Origin of the sequence: Rhodococcus pseudokoreensis (assembly GCF_017068395.1) — a bacterium.
GTDB lineage: Bacteria > Actinomycetota > Actinomycetes > Mycobacteriales > Mycobacteriaceae > Rhodococcus_F > Rhodococcus_F pseudokoreensis.
Genome location: NZ_CP070619.1, coordinates 7,811,527 through 7,830,410, shown reverse-complemented (window position 1 = coordinate 7,830,410; position 18,884 = coordinate 7,811,527). Strand labels below are relative to the sequence as shown.

At 69.0% G+C, this 18,884-nt stretch carries 19 protein-coding genes; 10 read left to right on the top strand and 9 right to left on the bottom strand.

Annotation, left to right across the window (positions count from 1 at the left end; all coding sequences use genetic code 11):
• Nucleotides 1-33: 33 nt before the first annotated feature.
• The gene (locus JWS13_RS41015) at nucleotides 34-846 is read left to right on the top strand and encodes an SDR family NAD(P)-dependent oxidoreductase (RefSeq protein WP_206010869.1); all 813 of its coding nucleotides are present in this window, start codon (nucleotides 34-36) and stop codon (nucleotides 844-846) included.
• Here the strand turns inward: JWS13_RS41015 and JWS13_RS41010 are convergent.
• From JWS13_RS41010 to bioB, 3 genes are read right to left on the bottom strand one after another with little or no spacing between them, the layout of a single operon-like run.
• Nucleotides 836-1,393 (bottom strand): DUF2567 domain-containing protein, encoded by a 558-nt coding sequence (locus JWS13_RS41010; RefSeq protein ID WP_206010868.1) that lies wholly within the window; start codon nucleotides 1,391-1,393, stop codon nucleotides 836-838. The two genes, JWS13_RS41015 and JWS13_RS41010, sit on opposite strands and share 11 nt — an antisense overlap.
• A gap of 10 nt (nucleotides 1,394-1,403) precedes the next feature.
• Nucleotides 1,404-1,643, bottom strand: coding sequence for a biotin synthase auxiliary protein BsaP (gene bsaP / locus JWS13_RS41005; protein ID WP_206010867.1), 240 nt, complete (start codon nucleotides 1,641-1,643; stop codon nucleotides 1,404-1,406).
• A gap of 5 nt (nucleotides 1,644-1,648) precedes the next feature.
• A complete protein-coding gene (bioB, locus tag JWS13_RS41000) occupies nucleotides 1,649-2,662 on the bottom strand; it encodes a biotin synthase BioB (protein ID WP_087556279.1) in 1,014 nt (337 codons plus the stop codon).
• A 154-nt stretch (nucleotides 2,663-2,816) separates the two neighbouring features.
• Between bioB and JWS13_RS40995 the strand changes: the two genes are divergently transcribed.
• The 4 genes from JWS13_RS40995 (at nucleotide 2,817) to JWS13_RS40980 (ending at nucleotide 6,116) form a co-directional block, all read left to right on the top strand.
• Nucleotides 2,817-3,446 carry a TetR/AcrR family transcriptional regulator C-terminal domain-containing protein gene (locus JWS13_RS40995; protein WP_206010866.1) on the top strand — a complete coding sequence of 210 codons (630 nt, stop codon included), beginning with the start codon at nucleotides 2,817-2,819 and terminating at the stop codon, nucleotides 3,444-3,446.
• A gap of 77 nt (nucleotides 3,447-3,523) precedes the next feature.
• Nucleotides 3,524-4,654: a lipase family protein gene (locus tag JWS13_RS40990; protein WP_206010865.1), complete on the top strand. Its 1,131-nt coding sequence runs from the start codon at nucleotides 3,524-3,526 to the stop codon at nucleotides 4,652-4,654.
• Between the two features lie 56 nt (nucleotides 4,655-4,710).
• Nucleotides 4,711-5,448 carry a FadR/GntR family transcriptional regulator gene (locus tag JWS13_RS40985; RefSeq protein ID WP_206010864.1) on the top strand — a complete coding sequence of 246 codons (738 nt, stop codon included), beginning with the start codon at nucleotides 4,711-4,713 and terminating at the stop codon, nucleotides 5,446-5,448.
• Nucleotides 5,445-6,116 carry a sterol desaturase family protein gene (locus tag JWS13_RS40980; protein WP_206010863.1) on the top strand — a complete coding sequence of 224 codons (672 nt, stop codon included), beginning with the start codon at nucleotides 5,445-5,447 and terminating at the stop codon, nucleotides 6,114-6,116. Before JWS13_RS40985 ends, JWS13_RS40980 begins: the two co-directional genes overlap by 4 nt.
• Before the next feature lie 43 nt (nucleotides 6,117-6,159).
• On the opposite strand, the gene JWS13_RS40975 is transcribed toward JWS13_RS40980, so the two are convergent.
• Genes JWS13_RS40975 through JWS13_RS40960 form a run of 4 tightly spaced genes read right to left on the bottom strand, consistent with a single transcriptional unit; the run spans nucleotide 6,160 to nucleotide 9,975 of the window.
• Nucleotides 6,160-6,912 (bottom strand): succinate dehydrogenase/fumarate reductase iron-sulfur subunit, encoded by a 753-nt coding sequence (locus tag JWS13_RS40975; protein WP_206010862.1) that lies wholly within the window; start codon nucleotides 6,910-6,912, stop codon nucleotides 6,160-6,162.
• Nucleotide 6,913: 1 nt separating this feature from the next.
• Nucleotides 6,914-8,848: a fumarate reductase/succinate dehydrogenase flavoprotein subunit gene (locus JWS13_RS40970; protein ID WP_206010861.1), complete on the bottom strand. Its 1,935-nt coding sequence runs from the start codon at nucleotides 8,846-8,848 to the stop codon at nucleotides 6,914-6,916.
• A 21-nt stretch (nucleotides 8,849-8,869) separates the two neighbouring features.
• A complete protein-coding gene (locus JWS13_RS40965; protein ID WP_206010860.1) occupies nucleotides 8,870-9,694 on the bottom strand; it encodes a hypothetical protein in 825 nt (274 codons plus the stop codon).
• A complete protein-coding gene (locus JWS13_RS40960) occupies nucleotides 9,691-9,975 on the bottom strand; it encodes a hypothetical protein (protein ID WP_012688022.1) in 285 nt (94 codons plus the stop codon). Before JWS13_RS40960 ends, JWS13_RS40965 begins: the two co-directional genes overlap by 4 nt.
• A gap of 171 nt (nucleotides 9,976-10,146) precedes the next feature.
• Between JWS13_RS40960 and JWS13_RS40955 the strand changes: the two genes are divergently transcribed.
• A complete protein-coding gene (locus JWS13_RS40955; RefSeq protein WP_206010859.1) occupies nucleotides 10,147-10,533 on the top strand; it encodes a VOC family protein in 387 nt (128 codons plus the stop codon).
• Between the two features lie 30 nt (nucleotides 10,534-10,563).
• Entirely contained in the window at nucleotides 10,564-10,938 is a 375-nt protein-coding gene (locus tag JWS13_RS40950) for a VOC family protein (protein WP_206010858.1), read from the top strand.
• A 9-nt stretch (nucleotides 10,939-10,947) separates the two neighbouring features.
• Here JWS13_RS40950 and bioD read toward each other — a convergent pair whose 3' ends face one another.
• Nucleotides 10,948-11,643: a dethiobiotin synthase gene (gene bioD, locus JWS13_RS40945; protein ID WP_206010857.1), complete on the bottom strand. Its 696-nt coding sequence runs from the start codon at nucleotides 11,641-11,643 to the stop codon at nucleotides 10,948-10,950.
• Entirely contained in the window at nucleotides 11,640-12,794 is a 1,155-nt protein-coding gene (locus JWS13_RS40940) for an 8-amino-7-oxononanoate synthase (RefSeq protein ID WP_206010856.1), read from the bottom strand. Before JWS13_RS40940 ends, bioD begins: the two co-directional genes overlap by 4 nt.
• A 65-nt stretch (nucleotides 12,795-12,859) precedes the next feature.
• Between JWS13_RS40940 and JWS13_RS40935 the strand changes: the two genes are divergently transcribed.
• From JWS13_RS40935 to treY, 3 genes are all read left to right on the top strand, one after another.
• Nucleotides 12,860-14,152: an adenosylmethionine--8-amino-7-oxononanoate transaminase gene (locus JWS13_RS40935; protein WP_206010855.1), complete on the top strand. Its 1,293-nt coding sequence runs from the start codon at nucleotides 12,860-12,862 to the stop codon at nucleotides 14,150-14,152.
• Nucleotides 14,153-14,230: 78 nt separating this feature from the next.
• The gene (gene glgX / locus JWS13_RS40930; RefSeq protein WP_206010854.1) at nucleotides 14,231-16,495 is read left to right on the top strand and encodes a glycogen debranching protein GlgX; all 2,265 of its coding nucleotides are present in this window, start codon (nucleotides 14,231-14,233) and stop codon (nucleotides 16,493-16,495) included.
• Nucleotides 16,496-16,508: 13 nt separating this feature from the next.
• Complete coding sequence (gene treY, locus JWS13_RS40925) at nucleotides 16,509-18,878, top strand: malto-oligosyltrehalose synthase (protein WP_206010853.1); 2,370 nt, start codon at nucleotides 16,509-16,511, stop codon at nucleotides 18,876-18,878.
• Nucleotides 18,879-18,884: the final 6 nt, after the last annotated feature.

Below are 18,884 nucleotides of genomic sequence, written 5' to 3'. Positions count from 1 at the left end.
ACATTCGGGATCACCCCACCGCTAGGAGCAGACATGCCTTTCGACGCATCCGGAACCACCGTCCTCATCACCGGCGCGAGCGCGGGCCTCGGTGCCGAATTCGCCCGTCGCTTCGCCGGGCGCGGCGCCGACCTCGTCCTCGTCGCGCGGCGCGCCGACCGGCTCGAACAACTCGCCGCCGAACTCCGCGCCGCACACCACGTGACGGTCACCGTGCTCCCGTTCGACCTCGCGGCACCCGGCGCAGGCGCGCGGTTGCGCAGCGAACTCGCCGCGCGCGACATCCGCGTCGACTCGCTCGTCAACAACGCCGGATTCGGGACGCACGGAGATTTCGCGTCCGCCGACCTGGACCGGTTGACCTCCGAGATCCAGCTCAACGTCACCACCCTCGTCGAGTTGTCGCACACGTTCCTGCCCGACCTGCTCCGCGGGCGCGGCGCACTCGTCAACGTGGCGAGCACCGCGGCGTTCCAGCCGACTCCGGGTATGGCCGTCTACGGGGCGACGAAGGCGTTCGTCCTGAACTTCACGGAGGCGTTGTGGGCGGAGGCGAGAGGCACCGGCCTCACCGTGCTCGCCGTCTGCCCGGGCCCCACCCGCACCGAGTTCTTCGACGTCGTCGGCTCCGAGGACGCCGCCGTCGGCCGCATGCAGACCGCGGACCAGGTGGTCGCGACGGCGCTGCGGGCGCTGGACCGGCGCAGCACACCGCCGAGCGTCGTCTCCGGGCTGATGAACTGGGTGTCGTCGGTGAGCACCCGCTTCGCGACCCGCCGCATCGGCGCTCTCGCCAGCGGGCGCCTGCTCGGCGACATACGAATGCGAGCCTCGGTCACGAAGTAACGGTCGCGTCGCGCTCTTCCGGCTCGTCGAGTTCGACCGGCCCATCGCCGACACCGAGATCGTCGTACGGGTTGAGCGCGGCGAGCACCAACGTCACGACGCACGCGACGAGCGGCTGGAAGATCAGCACCAGCGGGGTCCCGATCCCCGGCGCGACCGCGACGACGGCGCCGGCGGTCGAGGTGTCGGGGTCGGGGAAGCGCAGGGCCGCCACGCCGATGCCGCCGAGGGCCATCACGCAGGCCCCGACCACGCTGCCGGAGAGTACGGCGCCCAGCGCCACGGGACCGCGACTTTTCCGCGCCGTCCACGCCGCGACCGCGGTGAGGATGCCGACCACCAGGCCGGCACACGCGAACATCCCGATCGCGTCGAACCGGTGGACGCTCTCCCCGGTCAGCGACACCCCGCGGTCGGGGGACACCACCAGCAGATGTTCGGGTGGTGCCAGGAGTCCCCACAGCACCCCGGCGAGCGCGCTCGCCACCACCGTCCCGCAGAAGATTCCGGCGGCAGATCGAAGCCTGAAGCGCGGGAGCGTGGTCACACGTTCGACGCTACCGCCGTCCGCGGTAGATCGAGTCGAACACACCGTGGCGGGAACATTTCGCCCACCAGCCATCGGGGCTGATCTGCACCACCATCCGGCGGCCGCACGCCTCGCAGAAGCGGGGCGGTTCCAGCCCGAGCTGCGCGGCGGTGGGCACGGCGTCGTCCACACCGGCCACCACGCGGCGGCCGGTGTACGGGTTGTAGCGCTCCTCCAGACCGTCGGCGTCGCCCGCGGTCGTCTCCATGGTCGTCACAGGGTGTCGTTCAGGGCCTTGATCGGCATCTGCAGATCGACGAGCAGGTCGAGGTCCTGTTCGGCCGGGCGGCCGAGGGTCGTCAGGTAGTTGCCGACGATGACGGCGTTGATGCCGCCGAGGATGCCCTGCTTGGCCCCGAGGTCGCCGAGGGTGATCTCGCGGCCACCTGCGAAGCGGAGGATGGTGCGCGGCAGCGCGAGCCGGAAGGCGGCCACCGACTTGAGGGCCTCGCTCGCCGGCAGCACCTCGAGGTCGCCGAACGGGGTTCCCGGACGCGGGTTGAGGAAGTTGAGCGGGACCTCGTCGGGTTCGAGTTCCGCCAGGTTGGCGGCGAACTCGGCGCGCTGCTCGAGGCTCTCACCCATGCCGAGGATGCCGCCGCAGCACACCTCCATGCCGGCCTCGCGGACCATGCGGAGTGTGTTCCAGCGTTCGTCCCACGTGTGGGTGGTGACGACGTTCGGGAAGTGGGACTTCGACGTCTCGAGGTTGTGGTTGTAGCGGTGCACTCCCATCGCGGCGAGCTGGTCGACCTGCTCCTGGGTGAGCATGCCCAGCGAGCAGGCGATCTGGATGTCGACCTCGTTGCGGATCGCCTCGATTCCGGCGGCGACCTGGGCGAGCAGCCGCTCGTCGGGCCCGCGGACGGCGGCGACGATGCAGAATTCGCTGGCGCCGGACTTGGCGGTCTGCTTGGCGGCCTCGACGAGCGAGGGGATGTCGAGCCATGCCGCGCGCACCGGCGACTGGAACAGCCCCGACTGCGAGCAGAAGTGGCAGTCCTCGGGGCAGCCGCCGGTCTTGAGGCTGATGATGCCCTCGACCTCGACCTCGGGGCCGCACCACTTCATCCGCACGTCGTGGGCGAGGGCGAGCAGGTCCTCGAGCCGGTCGTCGGGAAGTTGCAGGACTTCGAGCACCTGGCTCTCGTTCAGCGCTTCGCCGCGCTCGAGAACCTGCTCACGCGCGAGGGCGAGGATGTCTGTCTGTACCGGGGCCGAGGTCACACGCATCTCCTGGAAAACGGGCCGATCACGTGCCGTGAGTCGACGGAACCGAAAAATTGAACACCGTACAAGTTGAACGGTGTTCACGTTAGATCCGTGATGGAATACTGTCAAAGCCGGAGCAAGCTTTTCGACGAGATTGGGAGATCACACAGTGCAATTGCGACGCGGCGACGTACTCGACGGCGCAATGGCCATCCTCGACGAGTTCGGCCTCGCCGACCTCACGATGCGCAGACTCGCAACGGCCCTCGGCGTACAGCCCGGCGCCCTGTACTGGCATTTCCCCAACAAGCAGACGTTGCTCGGGGCCCTCGCCGACAAGATCCTCGAAGACGTCGACGCCCCGGTCACGGCGCCCGGCTGGGACGCGGAGTTCACCGAACTGGCCCACCGGCTCCGCACCGCGCTGCTCGCCCACCGCGACGGCGCCGAATTGGTCTCCGCCACCTACGCGTCACGCATGACCAACTCCCGGGTCCGGGAAAGCTTCGCCGCAGTGGGTCTGCGATCCGGGCTGTCCCGCGAACACGCCGAACTGTCGTCCTACTCCCTGCTGTACTACGTCCTCGGCCACACCGTCGACGAGCAGTCGCGGGCGCAGATGGAATCGGCGGGCGCCCTCACCCGCGCCGCGCTCTCCCCCGACGCCCCGCAGTCGCAGATCGCGGCGTACGACGAGGATCTTCTCGACGGCGATCCGGCGGTCCGGTTCGACTTCGGGTTGTCGCTGTTCGTGGACGGAATTCGCGCGCGACTGAAAGACTCCGCCCACCACCCCTGAGCGGGCACAATTGAGTGGACGCCGCGCCGGCCACTCGCGGGCCGCGCGGCGCCTCCGACGGCCCAGGGACGGACGCGATGACGTCTTCGCTCGGCCGCCGCGCCGGAACGGTCCTCGCGGCGGCACTCGCACTGTCGCTCTTCGGTGCGCCCACTCCGGCGCCCGCGCAGACCGCGGAGGGCGATCCCGGTGCCGTCGTCGCCGTGACGCCGGTGGCGCCGGACACGCGGCCCGCGGGTGCCGCCGAGGCCACCTACGTCACGTACTGGACGACGGGGCCGATGAACGAACCCGCGCTCAGCACCGGCGCAGTCCTGCTGCCACCCGGTGACGCGCCGCCCGGCGGGTGGCCCGTGGTGTCCTGGGCCCACGGAACGGTCGGCATCGCGGACGCGTGCGCGCCGACGGTGACGGGGAAAATCGCCGGACCGTACGTTCAGGCCTGGCTCGATCAGGGTTACGCCATCGTCGCAACGGATTACGTCGGTCTCGGCACACCCGGCGTGCACCCGTACCTGGACGGTCCGACCGAGGCGCACAGTGTGATCGACATGGTGCGCGCGGCGCGGGCCGTCACGCCGTCCCTGTCGAACCGGTGGGTCGCGATCGGTCAATCGCAGGGCGGCCACGCCGCACTCGTCGCCGCCTCGATGGCCACCACCTACGCACCCGATCTCGACTTCCGCGGCACCGTCGCCACCGGCGCCCCGTCCAATCTCGAGAACCTCGCGCCGCTCGTCGGCCCCGGTTTCCCGCAGATTCCCCTCACCGGGAGCACGGTGTTCGTGGCGTACGCGCTCGCGGGACTGCGCGCGTCGCGGCCCGACCTGGACGTCGACAGCTACCTCACCCCGCTCGGCCTGGACGTCCTCAATCGGGTCGAGTCGCTCTGCTACGAGGAGGCGGCCCCGCAACTCGCGGGCATCTCCATCGGACAGTTGATGTCGCGCCCCCTCGACGATCCGGCGATCCTGGCGGCGCTGCGCACCACGCTCGGGGTCCCCGTCCGGGGCTACGACCGGCCGCTGTTCATCGGTCAGGGACTGTTCGACGACGTCGTCCCCATCCCTCTGACCTGGAAGTTCACCGCCGACCTCGCCGCGAACGGGCAGCAGTTCCTCTTCCGGACGTATCCGACCGGCCACCTCACCACCATGCCCGCGTCCCTGCCCGACACCACCGCGTTCGTCCGGAGCCTGTTCAGCTGACAATCACTGGTAAGACCACTTGACCTCTTACCTGTAGCCGTTCTAGTGTCGAAGTCATGATGTTCGAGCCGATCGCGCGGAAATCCGCCTCCACCGAAGTCTTCGACCAGATCACCGCGCGCGTACTCGGCGGCGACCTCGGCCCCGGCGAGGCCCTGCCCAGCGAGCGGCGCCTGGCCGAGGCGTTCGGGGTGTCACGGCCCGCGGTCCGGGAGGCGATCCAGAAACTCGCGCAGGCCGGACTCGTCGAGGTCCGGCAGGGCGACGCCACCTCGGTCCGCGACTTCCGGCAGCACGGCGGGCCCGAACTGCTGTCCCAGCTGCTGATCCGCGGCGGCGTCCCCGACTGGGCGGTGGTCCGCAGCGTGCTCGAGGCCCGGCGGATGATCGGCGTGCAGGTCGCCCGGCTCGCCGCGGACCGGGCGACCGAGAAGTCGGGCACCGCTCTGCGGGAGGCCGTGGATCACCTTGCTGCCGAGAGTGATCCGGTCGCGCAGCAGGTCGCCGCGCTCGCGTTCTGGGAACGCGTGGTCGACACGGCCGATTCCATCGCGTTCCGGCTCATCTTCAACAGCCTCCGCAACGCCTACGAACCGACCATGACGGCGATGGCCGCCGTCATGGTCGCGGAGGTCGGCCGCACCGACCTGTACCACCAGCTTGCGGACGCTATCTCCACCCACGACGCAGACCTCGCGGCACACACCGCCGCCACCCTGCTCGACCTCGGGACGGCGGCCGTGACCGCCGTGATCGACACACTGCAACAACACGATTCGGAGAAGGACACATGACCACGACACCTCCCGCAGATCGCCGCCAGCGCAGGTCTATCACCCTCCGCGACGCCGCGGACCAGTTCCGCCGCCACCCCTCACCGTGGATGATCGGCGGCATGCTCGTTGCTGCCGTGGTCGCCCGCGTCGTCGTCGGCGACTTTCAGGTCACCGACGCCGCCGTGCCGCTGGTGATGCTGGCGGTGTTCCCGTTCGCCGAATGGGTCATCCACGTCTGCATCCTGCACTGGAAGCCCCGGAAGGTCCTGGGCCTGACCGTCGATTCGCTGCTCGCCCGGAAGCATCGCGAACACCACGTCGATCCCCGCGACGTGCCGCTCGTCTTCATTCCGTGGCAAACCCTGACATGGCTGATCCCGGTTCTCGTGGCGCTCGCGCTATTCGCGTTCACCCGCACGGGACTCGGGCTGACGTTCCTCGTGGTGCTGAGCGTCCTCGGCGTCCTCTACGAATGGACGCACTACCTCATCCACAGCGACTACAAGCCGAACTCCCGCCTGTACCGCGCGATCTGGCGTAACCACCGCCATCACCACTACAAGAACGAGCACTACTGGTTCACCGTCACCACCTCGGGAACCGCCGACCGCATCCTCGGCACCGACCCGGACCCCGAATCGGTCGAGAAGTCGCCCACCGCCCGCAACCTCCACTCTGTGCGCTGACGCACCCGTGAGTACTTGTTAACCGCCCGCGGTTAACAAGTACTCACGGGCGGCGACGCCGCAGCTTGTTGCCCAACCAGACGATCGGGTCGTACCGCCGGTCGACCACCCGCTCCTTCATCGGAATGATGGCGTTGTCGGTGATCTTGATCCCCTCGGGGCACACCTCGGTGCAGCACTTGGTGATGTTGCACAGTCCGAGACCGAAGTCTTCCTGCGCCGCGTCACGACGGTCCGCCGTGTCGAGTGGATGCATCTCCAGTTCGGCGACGCGGATGAAGAATCGGGGCCCGGAGAACGCCGGCTTGTTGTCGTCGTGATCACGGATGACGTGGCACGTGTTCTGGCAGAGGAAGCATTCGATGCATTTACGGAATTCCTGCGACCGTTCGACGTCGATCTGCTGCATCCGGTACTCACCCGGCCCGAGTCCCGGCGGCGGGGTGAACGACGGGATCTCCCTGGCCTTCTCGTAGTTGAACGACACATCGGTGACGAGGTCGCGGATGACGGGGAACGCCCGCAGCGGCGTCACCGTCACCACCTCGTCCTCCGTGAACGTCGACATCCGGGTCATGCACATCAGCCGCGGCTGACCGTTGATCTCCGCGGAGCACGACCCGCACTTGCCCGCCTTGCAGTTCCACCGCACCGCGAGGTCCGGAGTCTGCGTCGCCTGCAACCGGTGGATGATGTCGAGCACCACCTCACCCTCGTTGACGGGGATGGAGTAGTCCTCGAGGTCTCCGCCGTCGGCGTCGCCGCGCCATACCCGGAACTGCGCGTCGTATCCCATCTCAGGCCTTCCTTCCCGGATGTTCCGCGAGTTCGGCGTCGGTGTAGTACTTGGCCAGTTCGTCGATGTCGAACAGCTCCAGCAGTTCCGGTCGCATCGGGAGCTGGGGTTCGCGGGTGACCGTGACGTCGGGGACCACGGAATCGGGGTGCGTGGACATGTCGCCGACGACGCTGCACACCAGCAGGGTGTTGCGCCAGTCCGCCTCCATGTTCGGGTGGTCGTCGCGAGTGTGCCCGCCGCGACTTTCGGTGCGCAGCAGGGCCGCCTGCGCGACGCATTCGCTGACCAGCACCATGTTCCTCAGGTCGACGGCGAGGTGCCAGCCCGGGTTGAACTGGCGGTGCCCCTCCACCTCGACGCCCCCGATCCGGCCCTTGATCTCGGTGAGCTTCTCCAGGGCGCGCGCGATCTCGTCTTCCTTCCGGATGATGCCGACGAGGTCGTTCATGGTCTGCTGCAGTTCGGTGTGGAGCGTGTACGGATTCTCGGTGGTGCCGCCCTCCCCGACCGCGGGATCGAACGGCGACAACAACATCCGGGCCGCCGCGTCCACCGCGTCGGCGGAGACGACCGGACGCTCCTGCAGCGACTTCACGTATTCCGCGGCGCCGAGTCCCGCGCGACGGCCGAACACGAGGAGGTCGGACAGCGAGTTGCCGCCGAGCCGGTTGGAGCCGTGCATTCCGCCCGAACACTCCCCCGCCGCGAACAGTCCGGCGACGCTGGACGATCCGGTGTCGGGGTCGACCTCGATGCCTCCCATCACGTAGTGGCAGGTGGGTCCGACCTCCATCTGCTCCTTCGTGATGTCGACGTCCGCGAGTTCCTTGAACTGGTGGTACATCGACGGCAGGCGCCGGACGATCTCGTCGGCGGGCATCCGCGAGGCGATGTCGAGGTACACGCCGCCGTGCGGGGTCTGCCGTCCCGCCTTGACCTCGGAGTTGATGGCGCGGGCCACCTCGTCGCGGGGCAGCAGATCCGGTGTGCGGCGGTTGTTGTCGGAATCCTTGTACCAGCCGTCGGCCTCTTCCTCGGTCTCCGCGTACTGCCCTTTGAAGACGGGCGGGATGTACGAGAACATGAACCGCTCGCCCTCGGAGTTCTTCAGTACCCCGCCGTCGCCGCGGACACCCTCGGTCACGAGGATCCCCTTGACGCTGGGCGGCCACACCATGCCGGTGGGGTGGAACTGCACGAATTCCATGTTGATGAGGTTGGCGCCCGCGCGCAGGGCGAGGGCGTGCCCGTCGCCGGTGTACTCCCACGAGTTCGACGTCACCTTGAACGATTTGCCGATTCCGCCCGTGGCCATCACCACGGCGGGCGCCTCGAACAGCACGAAACGTCCACTCTCGCGCCAATATCCGAAGGCGCCCGAGATCCGGTCGCCGTCCTTGGTGAGTTCGGAGACGGTGCACTCCGCGAAGATCTTGATGCGGGCCTCGTAGTCGCCGGTGGCGGCGAAGTCTTCCTGCTGCAGCGACACGATCTTCTGCTGCATGGTGCGGATCAGTTCGAGCCCGGTGCGGTCACCGACGTGCGCGAGCCGCGGATAGGTGTGACCGCCGAAGTTTCGCTGACTGATCCGGCCGTCGGGGGTCCGGTCGAACAGGGCGCCGTACGTTTCGAGTTCCCACACCCGGTCGGGGGCCTCCCGGGCGTGCAGTTCGGCCATCCGCCAGTTGTTGAGGAACTTGCCGCCGCGCATCGTGTCCTGGAAATGGGTCTGCCACGTGTCCTTCTCGTTGGCGTTTCCCATCGCGGCGGCGCAACCGCCCTCCGCCATGACGGTGTGCGCCTTGCCGAACAGCGACTTGCAGACGACGGCCACGGACAGGCCCTGCTCCCGGGCCTCGATGACGGCTCGCAGTCCGGCGCCCCCGGCACCGATGACCACGACGTCGTACTGGTGCCGTTCGACTTCCGTCATTCCACTCCCTCTTCGGTGAAGTCAGTTGATCAGGCGCAGGTCGGAGATGGTGCCGCTGGCCACGAGCATCACGTAGAAGTCGGTGACGATCAGTGTGGCGAGCGTGGTCCAGGCGAGCTGCATGTGCCGAGTATTCAGTTTGCTGACCCCGGTCCAGAGCCGGTATCGGATCGGGTGCCGGGAGAAGTGGGTGAGCCTGCCGCCCGTGACGTGCCTGCAGGAATGGCAGGACACGGTGTACGCCCAGAGCAGGATCACGTTGCCGACCATGACGAGGGTGCCGAGCCCGATCCCGAACCCGCCGTCGGCGCCGTGGAACGCGCGGATCGCGTCGTACGTGTTGATCAGCGACACGACGAGCGCGACGTAGAAGAAGTAGCGGTGCGCGTTCTGGACGATCAGCGGCAGCCGCGTCTCCCCCGTGTACTTGCCGTGCGGTTCCGCGACCGCGCACGCGGGCGGCGAGAACCACACCGACCGGTAGTAGGCCTTGCGGTAGTAGTAGCACGTGAGGCGGAAGCCGAGCAGGAACGGCAGCACCAGGAATCCGAGGGGGATGATCATCGGCAACTCGCCGATGGGTGTCCCGAAGTCGCTCGAACCGGGCACGCACGAATCGCTCAGGCACGGCGAGTAGAACGGGGTCAGGTAGTGGTACTCCTCGACGAAGTACGCGGTGCGGACCCACGACCGGACCGATGCGTACACCACGAAGACGGACAGGCCGAGCACCGTCAGCAGCGGCGCCAGCCACCACCGGTCGGTGCGGAGCGTGCGTTCCGCGATCCGGGCACGCGTCGGCGCCCCCACACCGGCACTATCGGAATTCTTCGGCGGCGCGCTCATCCGCGCTCGTAGTGGAGCCCGCCCAGCCCCTCGTCATCGATACCGAGCCACATCGACGCGTCGTACGGGGTGTCCGACACCTTGATTCGCTCCACCGGTTCGCGGTGGACGACGTTCGGTGGCGAGGCGTCGAGATCTCGCGCGTCGATCTCGAGGCGCTCCAGATCATTGCTCAGTCGCCGCACGGATGCTGCGTCGCCGTACATCGTTCGCAACGAACCGACAGCGCGCCGAAGGCGGTCGATGGTGCGATTCAATTCGAGCATTTCGGAGGTCGACATGTGACCCCTCCCAACCCAGCCGGATGTAGCCGTGACCTGAATCACACTACCGATATTCCGGGGAACCGGGGCAGCTTTCGGCCCCCGGAAAACCGGCGGCGATGAATTTCGCCGGGCGGCCGAGTCGATACCTATAGGACCACCGAAACCGAACCCCACCGGGAGGAAATCATGGCCGACGCCACGATCGGAAGCATCCTGCTCGCCAGCACACACCCCGAACGATTGCGGGACTGGTACACGGCCGCGTTCTCGCCGAAGGTCGACCGCACGCCCGGCGAACCGGGCTACGACGTCCTCGATTTCGACGGTTTCTACATCATGCTCGACCGGCGCGACGACGTCGGCGACACGAATCCCGAACCCGGGCGTGTCCTCCTCAATTTCGAGGTCGCCGACGCCAGCGCCGCGGCCGGCCGCCTCGACGACCTCGGGGCCGCGTGGCTGTCCCCGCTCGAGGATCGTGACGGCAGCTGGTTCGGCACCGCCGTCGACCCCGACGGCAACTACGTTCAGGTAATCCAGCTCAGCGCGCAGGCGCGGGCCGAGATGTCCTGACCCACCCACCGGCAGGAAAGAAACAGAGCCATGTTGAACAACGCGAGAGCATTCAGCGGATTCGCCGTCGACGACATCGCCGCGGCCAAGTCCTTCTACACCGACACCCTGGGGCTCGAGGTCACCGAGGAGGAGATGGGCCTGCTGGGCCTGCATCTCCCCAAGGGTCCCGTGGTGCTGATCTACCCGAAACCCGACCACACGCCTGCGACGTTCACGATCCTCAACTTTGCGGTCGACGACGTCGAGAAGGCCGTCGACGCGCTCACCGAACGCGGGATCCGGTTCCTGCGATACGACGGTTTCGAGCAGGACGACAAGGGAATCATGCGCGGCAACGGGCCGGACATCGCGTGGTTCACCGACCCGGCAGGCAACGTGCTGTCGGTGCTCGCGGAATCCTGACCGTCGCGCTCAGCGAGCCGTGATCGTCGTCTTCAGCCAGGTGCCGTCGAACCACGTGGACGCGGCCGCGGCGAACGACGCCGGGTCGAGGCGGCCGCTGCCCGCCGGGATCGAGCCGGCCAGGTCGACACCCGTCACCGCGGGCAGGTCGTCCAGATTGCACCGCTCGGCGAGCCCGGGCTCGTCCGGCCACGACCCGATCACCGTGCCTGCACAGGCGACGCCGGCCGCCGCCAGCGCCCGGGTCGTGAGTTCGGTGTGGTTGAGCGTGCCGAGTCCGGCCGCCGCGACCACGACAGCCGGTGCGCCGAGAGCGAGCGCGAGATCGACGAGCGTGAAGCCCTCGGCGCCCATCCGCACCAGCAACCCGCCCGCACCCTCGACGAGGACCAGATCGTGCCGGTCGGCGAGCCCGCGGACCGCCTCGACGACGTCGTCGCACCGCAGCATCGGCAAACCGCTGCGGCGGGCGGCGGTGTCGGGGGCCAGCGGTTCGGGGTAGCGGGCGAGTTCCACCACCGCGGTGACGCCGGACAGCCGGGTCACCTCCGCAAGATCGCCGTGCTCGCCCGGCGCGACGCCGGTCTGCGCGGGCTTGCACACCGCGACGGACAGGCCTGCCTCGCGCGCGGCCGCCGCGAGCGCCGCCGTCACCACCGTCTTGCCGACGTCCGTCGACGTTCCAGTAACCATCAGGATGCTCATGCCGACGCCCCCGCCAGGACGTCGGTGAGCACGGACTCGATCCGCGCCAGTTCGTCCGGATCGAGCGTCGCGCGGGCGGTGAGCCGCAGCCGCGACGTGCCCTCGGGCACCGACGGGGGCCGGAAGCAGCCGACGTGCAGCCCCTGCTCGCGGCAGGCGGCCGCGGCGTCGAAGGCGCGTTGCGGGTCCCCGAGGATCACCGAGACCACGGCGGACTCGGGTGCCGCGGCACCGGTGAACCGCGCGAGATCCCGGGCGCGGTCCAGGACGGAGTCGGCGCGGTGCGGTTCACGCCGCAGAACGGCGAGGGCGGCCCGGGCCGCACCGACGGCCGCCGGGGCCAGTCCGGTGTCGAAGATGAACGTGCGCGCGGCGTCGACGAGATGTGCGCGCACCTTCTCCGACGCCAGCACCACACCGCCCTGGCTGGCCAGCGACTTCGACAGCGTGGCCGTGACGACGATGTCGTGTTCGCCCGCGAGTCCCACCTCGTGCACGAGTCCGCGGCCCCCTGCGCCGCGGACTCCGACACCGTGGGCCTCGTCCACCACGAGAAACGCGCCGTACTCGCGGCAGACCCGGTGCAGGTCGACGAGGGGTGCGAGATCACCGTCCGCGCTGAACACCGAATCGGTCACGACCAGTGCCCGCTCCTCCGGCCGGGTGGCCAGTGCGCTGCGGACGAAGTCGAGATCGGCGTGCGGCGCGACGGCCACCCGGGCCCGCGACAGCCGGCATGCGTCGACGAGCGAGGCGTGACTGCCCGCGTCGGAGACGATCAGCGATCCGGCGCCGGACAGCGCGGTGACGGCGCCGAGATTCGCGGTGTACCCGGAGGAGAACACCAGCCCGGCGTCGGCACCGACGAACTCGGCCAGTTCCGTTTCGAGCAGTTCGTGTTCGGTGGTCGATCCCGTCACCAGTCGCGAGCCGGTGGCCCCGGCGCCCCACCGCCGCAGCGCGGTCATCGCGCCGTGCAGCACCTCAGGGTGTCGGACGAGCCCGAGGTAGTCGTTGGACGCCAAATCGATGAGCGCGCTGCCGGACGTGCGTGGCCGCAGCTCGCGGCGCAGCCCTGCGGCGCGGCGCCGCTCCTCGACGTCGTCGAGCCAGGTGGTGAAGGTGTGGTCGGTACTCACACTCGGCACCATACGCGACTTGAACGGTGTTCAACCCGGGTGGACCCACTTTTCCTCCGATGGCTAGGGTCGAGACCGTGACCTCCCCGAGCCTGTCCGCCGACGACATCACCTCCCTCGATGCCTCGCTGCTCTGGCATCCATACGGCGCCTTCCCTGCAACGACCACCCCGCTCGTGGTGGCCGAGGCGAGCGGCACCCGCCTCACTCTCGCCGACGGACGCGAACTCGTCGACGGCATGAGTTCATGGTGGGCGGCGGTTCACGGCTACCGGCATCCCGTCCTCGACGCGGCGGCGACCGCGCAGCTCGGCCGGATGAGCCACGTGATGTTCGGCGGGCTGACCCACGAACCGGCCGCGCGGCTCGCCCAGCTGCTCGTGGAGATCACCCCGGGCGGACTCGACAAGGTGTTCCTCGCCGATTCCGGTTCGGTGTCGGTCGAGGTCGCCGTCAAGATGTGCCTGCAGTACTGGCGCAGTCGCGGCAGGCCGGAGCGGCATCGGCTGCTGACCTGGCGCGGCGGCTATCACGGCGACACGTTCGCGCCGATGAGCGTCTGCGACCCGGACGGCGGCATGCATTCCCTGTGGACAGACGTCCTCGCACGGCAGGTGTTCGCGGGACCGCCGCCGCGCGAGTTCGACCCGCGGTACGTCGCGGAGTTCGAGCGCCTGGTAGCCGCGCACACCGACGAACTCGCGGCCGTCGTCGTGGAGCCGGTGGTCCAGGGCGCCGGAGGCATGCGCTTCCACGACCCCCGGTACCTGTCGGAACTGCGCCGCATCTGCGACGAGCACGGGCTCCTGCTCGTGTTCGACGAGATCGCCACGGGCTTCGGCCGCACCGGCGAACTGTTCGCCGCGGACCACGCCGGGACCCGCCCCGACATCATGTGCGTCGGCAAGGCCCTCACCGGCGGATACCTGACCCTCGCCGCGACGCTCTGCTCCACCGACGTCGCCGAGACCATCAGCGCCGGCGACGCGGGCGGGTTGATGCACGGACCTACGTTCATGGCGAACCCGCTCGCGTGCGCCGTCGCGGTGGCGTCGATCGAACTCCTACTCTCGCGCGACTGGCGAGGCGAGGTCGAGGACGTTCGCCGCGGGCTCGAATCGGGTCTCGCGCCTGCCCGGGAACTGCCCGGCGTCCGGGACGTCCGGGTGCTCGGCGCGATCGGAGTGATCGAACTCTCCGAGCCCGTCGACATGCGGGCCGCAACAGACGCCGCGGTGGCGGCCGGAGTCTGGTTGCGACCCTTCCGCAACCTGATCTACGCGATGCCGCCGTACGTGTGCACCAGCGAGGACGTGCGCAAGATCACAACCGGAATGCTTGCTGCCGCACGGACCTCCACCCAGGGCTGACGGTGCGCTCTCGTCGGGCTGAGACGGTGCGCTCTCGTCGGGCTGAGAGCGACGCGAACGCGGGCTAGTGTTCTCGATATGGAAGCGAGCGAGTCGACCGGCACCACGCCCATTCCCGTGTGGCCCGGCAGCGCCTACCCCCTGGGCGCCACCTACGACGGGGCCGGGACGAACTTCTCCTTGTTTTCCGAGGTCGCTGAGGCAGTCGATCTGTGCCTGATCGCGAAGGACGGCACGGAGACGCGGGTGCGTCTCGACGAGGTCGACGGTTACGTGTGGCACGCCTACCTGCCGACCGTCGTGCCCGGGCAGCGGTACGGGTACCGGATCCACGGACCGTGGGACCCCTCGGCCGGGCACCGCTGCGACCCCAGCAAGCTGCTCCTCGACCCGTACGGCAAGGCGTTCGACGGCGAATTCGACGGCGACCGGTCCCTGTTCTCCTATGACATCGACGCGCCCGCCTCCGAGGATGCCGGGGACGACGACGCCGGGGACACAGTTCTGATCGTCGACACCGACGACGACCTCGAGGCGGAGGACGCCGGGGACGCACTCGAAGCGGAAGCCGAGGACGACTCGGCGCCGGGGCTGCCCGGACACGATTCGCTCGGCCATACGATGACGACGGTCGTGATCAACCCGTTCTTCGACTGGGCCGCCGACCGCGCACCGAAACACCCGTATCACGACACCGTGATCTACGAGGCCCACGTCAAGGGCATGACGGCGACGTATCCCGGTGTGCCGGAAGAACTCCGCGGCACGTACGCGGGCCTCGCGCATCCGGTGATCATCGACCACCTCGTCGACCTCGGCGTCACGGCGATCGAACTGATGCCGGTGCACCAGTTCATGCACGATCAGACCCTGCTCGACAAGGGGCTGCGGAACTACTGGGGCTACAACACGTTCGGCTTCCTGGCCCCGCACACCGGGTATTCGTCGGCGGAGAAGCCGGGCGCGGCGGTGTCGGAGTTCAAGGCGATGGTCCGCTCGTTCCACGAGGCGGGAATCGAGGTGATCCTCGACGTCGTCTACAACCACACCGCCGAAGGCAACCATCTCGGTCCGACGATCTCGTTCCGCGGCATCGACAACGCCGCCTACTACCGGCTCGTCGACGGCGACGCCGAGCACTACATGGACTACACGGGCACCGGGAACAGCCTCAACGCCCGGCACCCGCACACGCTGCAGCTGATCATGGACTCGCTGCGGTACTGGGTCACCGAGATGCACGTCGACGGCTTCCGCTTCGACCTCGCGTCGACGCTCGCCCGCGAACTGCACGACGTCGACCGGCTCTCCGCGTTCTTCGACCTCGTCCAGCAGGATCCGATCGTCAGCCAGGTCAAGCTCATCGCCGAACCGTGGGACATCGGCGAGGGCGGCTACCAGGTGGGCAACTTCCCCGGTCTGTGGACGGAATGGAACGGCAAGTACCGGGACACCGTCCGCGACTACTGGCGGGGCGAACCGGCGACGCTCGGCGAATTCGCGTCCCGGCTCACCGGCTCCTCCGACCTCTACGAGGCGACCGGGCGCCGCCCCGGCGCGAGCATCAACTTCGTCATCGCCCACGACGGGTTCACCCTGCACGACCTCGTGTCGTACAACGAGAAGCACAACGAGGCCAACGGCGAGGACAACAACGACGGCGAGAGCCACAACCGGTCCTGGAACTGCGGCGTGGAGGGACCCACCGACGATCCGGAGATCCACGATCTGCGGGGGCGGCAGAGCCGCAACATCCTGGCCACCCTCCTGCTCAGCCAGGGGACGCCGATGCTGGCGCACGGTGACGAGATGGGCCGCACCCAGCAGGGCAACAACAACGTGTACTGCCAGGACTCGGAACTGTCGTGGATGGACTGGTCGCTGGCCGATACCAACGCCGACCTCGTCGAGTTCACCAAACGGGTGATCGCGCTGCGGATGAAGAATCCGGTGTTCCGCCGCCGCCGGTTCTTCGAGGGCACCCCCATCCGCAGCGGCGACCAGACCCGCGACATCGCCTGGCTCACCCCGTCCGGTGAGGAGATGACCCCCGAGGACTGGGACAGCGGTTTCGGGAAGTCCCTCGCGGTGTTCCTCAACGGCGAGGGCATCCCCGAACCCAACCATCGCGGTGAGCGGGTGGTCGGCGACTCGTTCCTGCTGTGTTTCAACGCGCACGACGAGGAGATCGAGTTCTCGACGCCGAATTCCGATTACGCCGACGAGTGGGCGGTGGTGCTCGACACCGCCGTGCCGACCGGGGCGAAGGACGCGGTGATCAAGGCCGGGAATTCGCTGCAGGTCGAGTCCCGGTCGCTGGTCGTGCTGCGCCGGACCGCCTGAACCGGGGGCGACGATGGCGATCACGGCCACCTACCGGCTGCAACTGCGCGGAGACTGCTTCACCCTGGCGGACGCCGCCGCCGTCGCCGATTATCTGGACGACCTCGGGATCTCGCACGTCTACCTGTCGCCGATCCTGACGGCCACGACGGGCTCGACCCACGGTTACGACGTCACCGACGTCACCCGCGTGTCCCCCGCCCTCGGTGGCAGGGAGGCGCTGGCCGCGCTGTCGCAGGAATTGCGCGGCCGCCGCATGGGCCTCGTCGTCGACCTGGTCCCCAATCATGTGGGCGTCGCGAATCCGCGTGAGAATGCCTGGTGGTGGGACGTTCTCACGCACGGTCGCGGCTCCGAATACGCCGACTTCTTCGACATCGACTGGAGCGAGGACAACGGCGCGGGCGGACGGCTCGCGCTGCCCGTCCTCGGATCGGACGCCGACCGCGAGTCGCTGACCGTCGACCGCTCGGGACCGGAGCCGCTGCTCGCGTTCTACGAGCACCGGTTCCCCATCGCCCCCGGCACGGACGCGACCGAGCCGGAGTCGGTGCACGACGCGCAGTCGTACCGCCTGGTCCCGTGGAACTCCGGGCTCATCGGGTACCGCCGATTCTTCGCGGTCAGCGAACTGGCCGGGATCCGTCAGGAAGACCCCCGCGTGTTCGAGGCCTCGCACCGCGAACTGCGGGGCTGGGTGGCGGACGACTTGATCGACGGCGTGCGCATCGACCACCCCGACGGGCTGTCCGACCCGGCCGGGTACCTCGACCGGCTGCGCGGCGTGATCGGCGCGGACCGCTGGCTCGTGATCGAGAAGATCCTCGGCCACTCCGAACCCCTGGACGATCACCTGCCGATCGACGGCACCACCGGCTACGACGCACTGGCCGAACTCGGCGGCGTGTTCGTCGACCCGTCGGGAGCTCCCGCGCTCACCGCCCTGTCGGCGTCCCGCACAGGCGACCGGGGTGACGTGACGTGGATCCACGAGCACGAAACCGCGATCAAACGCGACGTCGCCGGCACCGGCCTCGCCCCGGAGGTCCGGCGCCTCGTCCGCGCGATCCGCGCGGAGACGGGCACCGACTGCACCGCCGAGGACCTGCGCGATGCCGTCGTGGACGTCGTCGCGGCGATGCCCGTGTACCGGTCCGACTACAGCCCGCTCGCCGGGCTCGCGACCCGCGTGATCGGTGACGCCGCGCGGCGCGAACCGGGGCGGTCCGCGGCACTGTCCGCCCTCGCCGCCGCCCTGATCGCCTGCGGTGAGGCGGCCACCCGCTTCCAGCAGGTCTGCGGCGCGGTGATGGCGAAATCCGTAGAGGACTGCCTGTTCTACCGCACCGCCCGGCTGGTGTCGCTGCAGGAGGTGGGCGGCAACCCCGCGCACGTCGGCGTCTCCCCCGCCGAATTCCACCTCGCCGCCGCCGAGCGCGCCGGCCGGTGGCCGCGGGCGATGACGACGCTCTCGACGCACGACACCAAGCGCGGCGAGGACGTCCGCGCCCGGATCGGCATCCTGTCGCAGGTGCCGGACCTGTGGGCGGAATGCGTCGACCAGTGGGAGCGCATCGCCCCCAGCCCCGATCCCGCCACCGGACTGTTTTTGTGGCAGAACCTGTTCGGTGTGTGGCCGGTCGACGGCCGCGCCGCGGGCGACGTGCCCGACTTCCGCGACCGCGTCCACGCATACGCGGAGAAGGCCGTCCGGGAAGCCGGGACCCGGACGTCGTGGAACGACGTGAACGAGGACTTCGAACGCGACCTCCACCGCTGGCTGGACACCGTGATCGACGGCACTGTCGGCAAGGCCCTCGGGTCGCTGTGCACGCAACTGGCACCGCACGCCTGGTCCGATGCGCTCGGCCAGAAACTCCTCCAGCTGTGCGGACCCGGAATCCCGGACGTGTACCAGGGCACCGAACTGTGGGAGGACTCGCTCGTCGACCCCGACAACCGCCGTCCCGTCGACTACGACGTGCGGCGGACCGTGCTCGCGGGGCTCGGCACCCCTCCGGTCGACGCGACCGGCGCCGCGAAGATGCACGTCGTGCGGACGGCCCTGCGCCTGCGCCGCGAGCGTCCGGGCAGCTTCGCAGGCGGCACCTACGCGCCGGTCTTCGCGTCGGGGACCGCAGCCGAACACCTGATCGGATTCACCCGCGGGCCCCAGGGAGCGGCGCCGGACGTCGTGACCCTGGCCACCCGGCACAGCGTCGGGCTGCAGCAGGACGGCTGGGGCGACACCACGGTGATCCTCCCGGACGGCACGTGGACCGACCTGCTCACCTCCGCGACGCACCCCGGCGGCCGCATCGACGCCGCCACCCTGTTCGCCCGCTACCCGGTGGTCCTGCTGGCCCCCGTGAGTACTTCTTAACCGCCG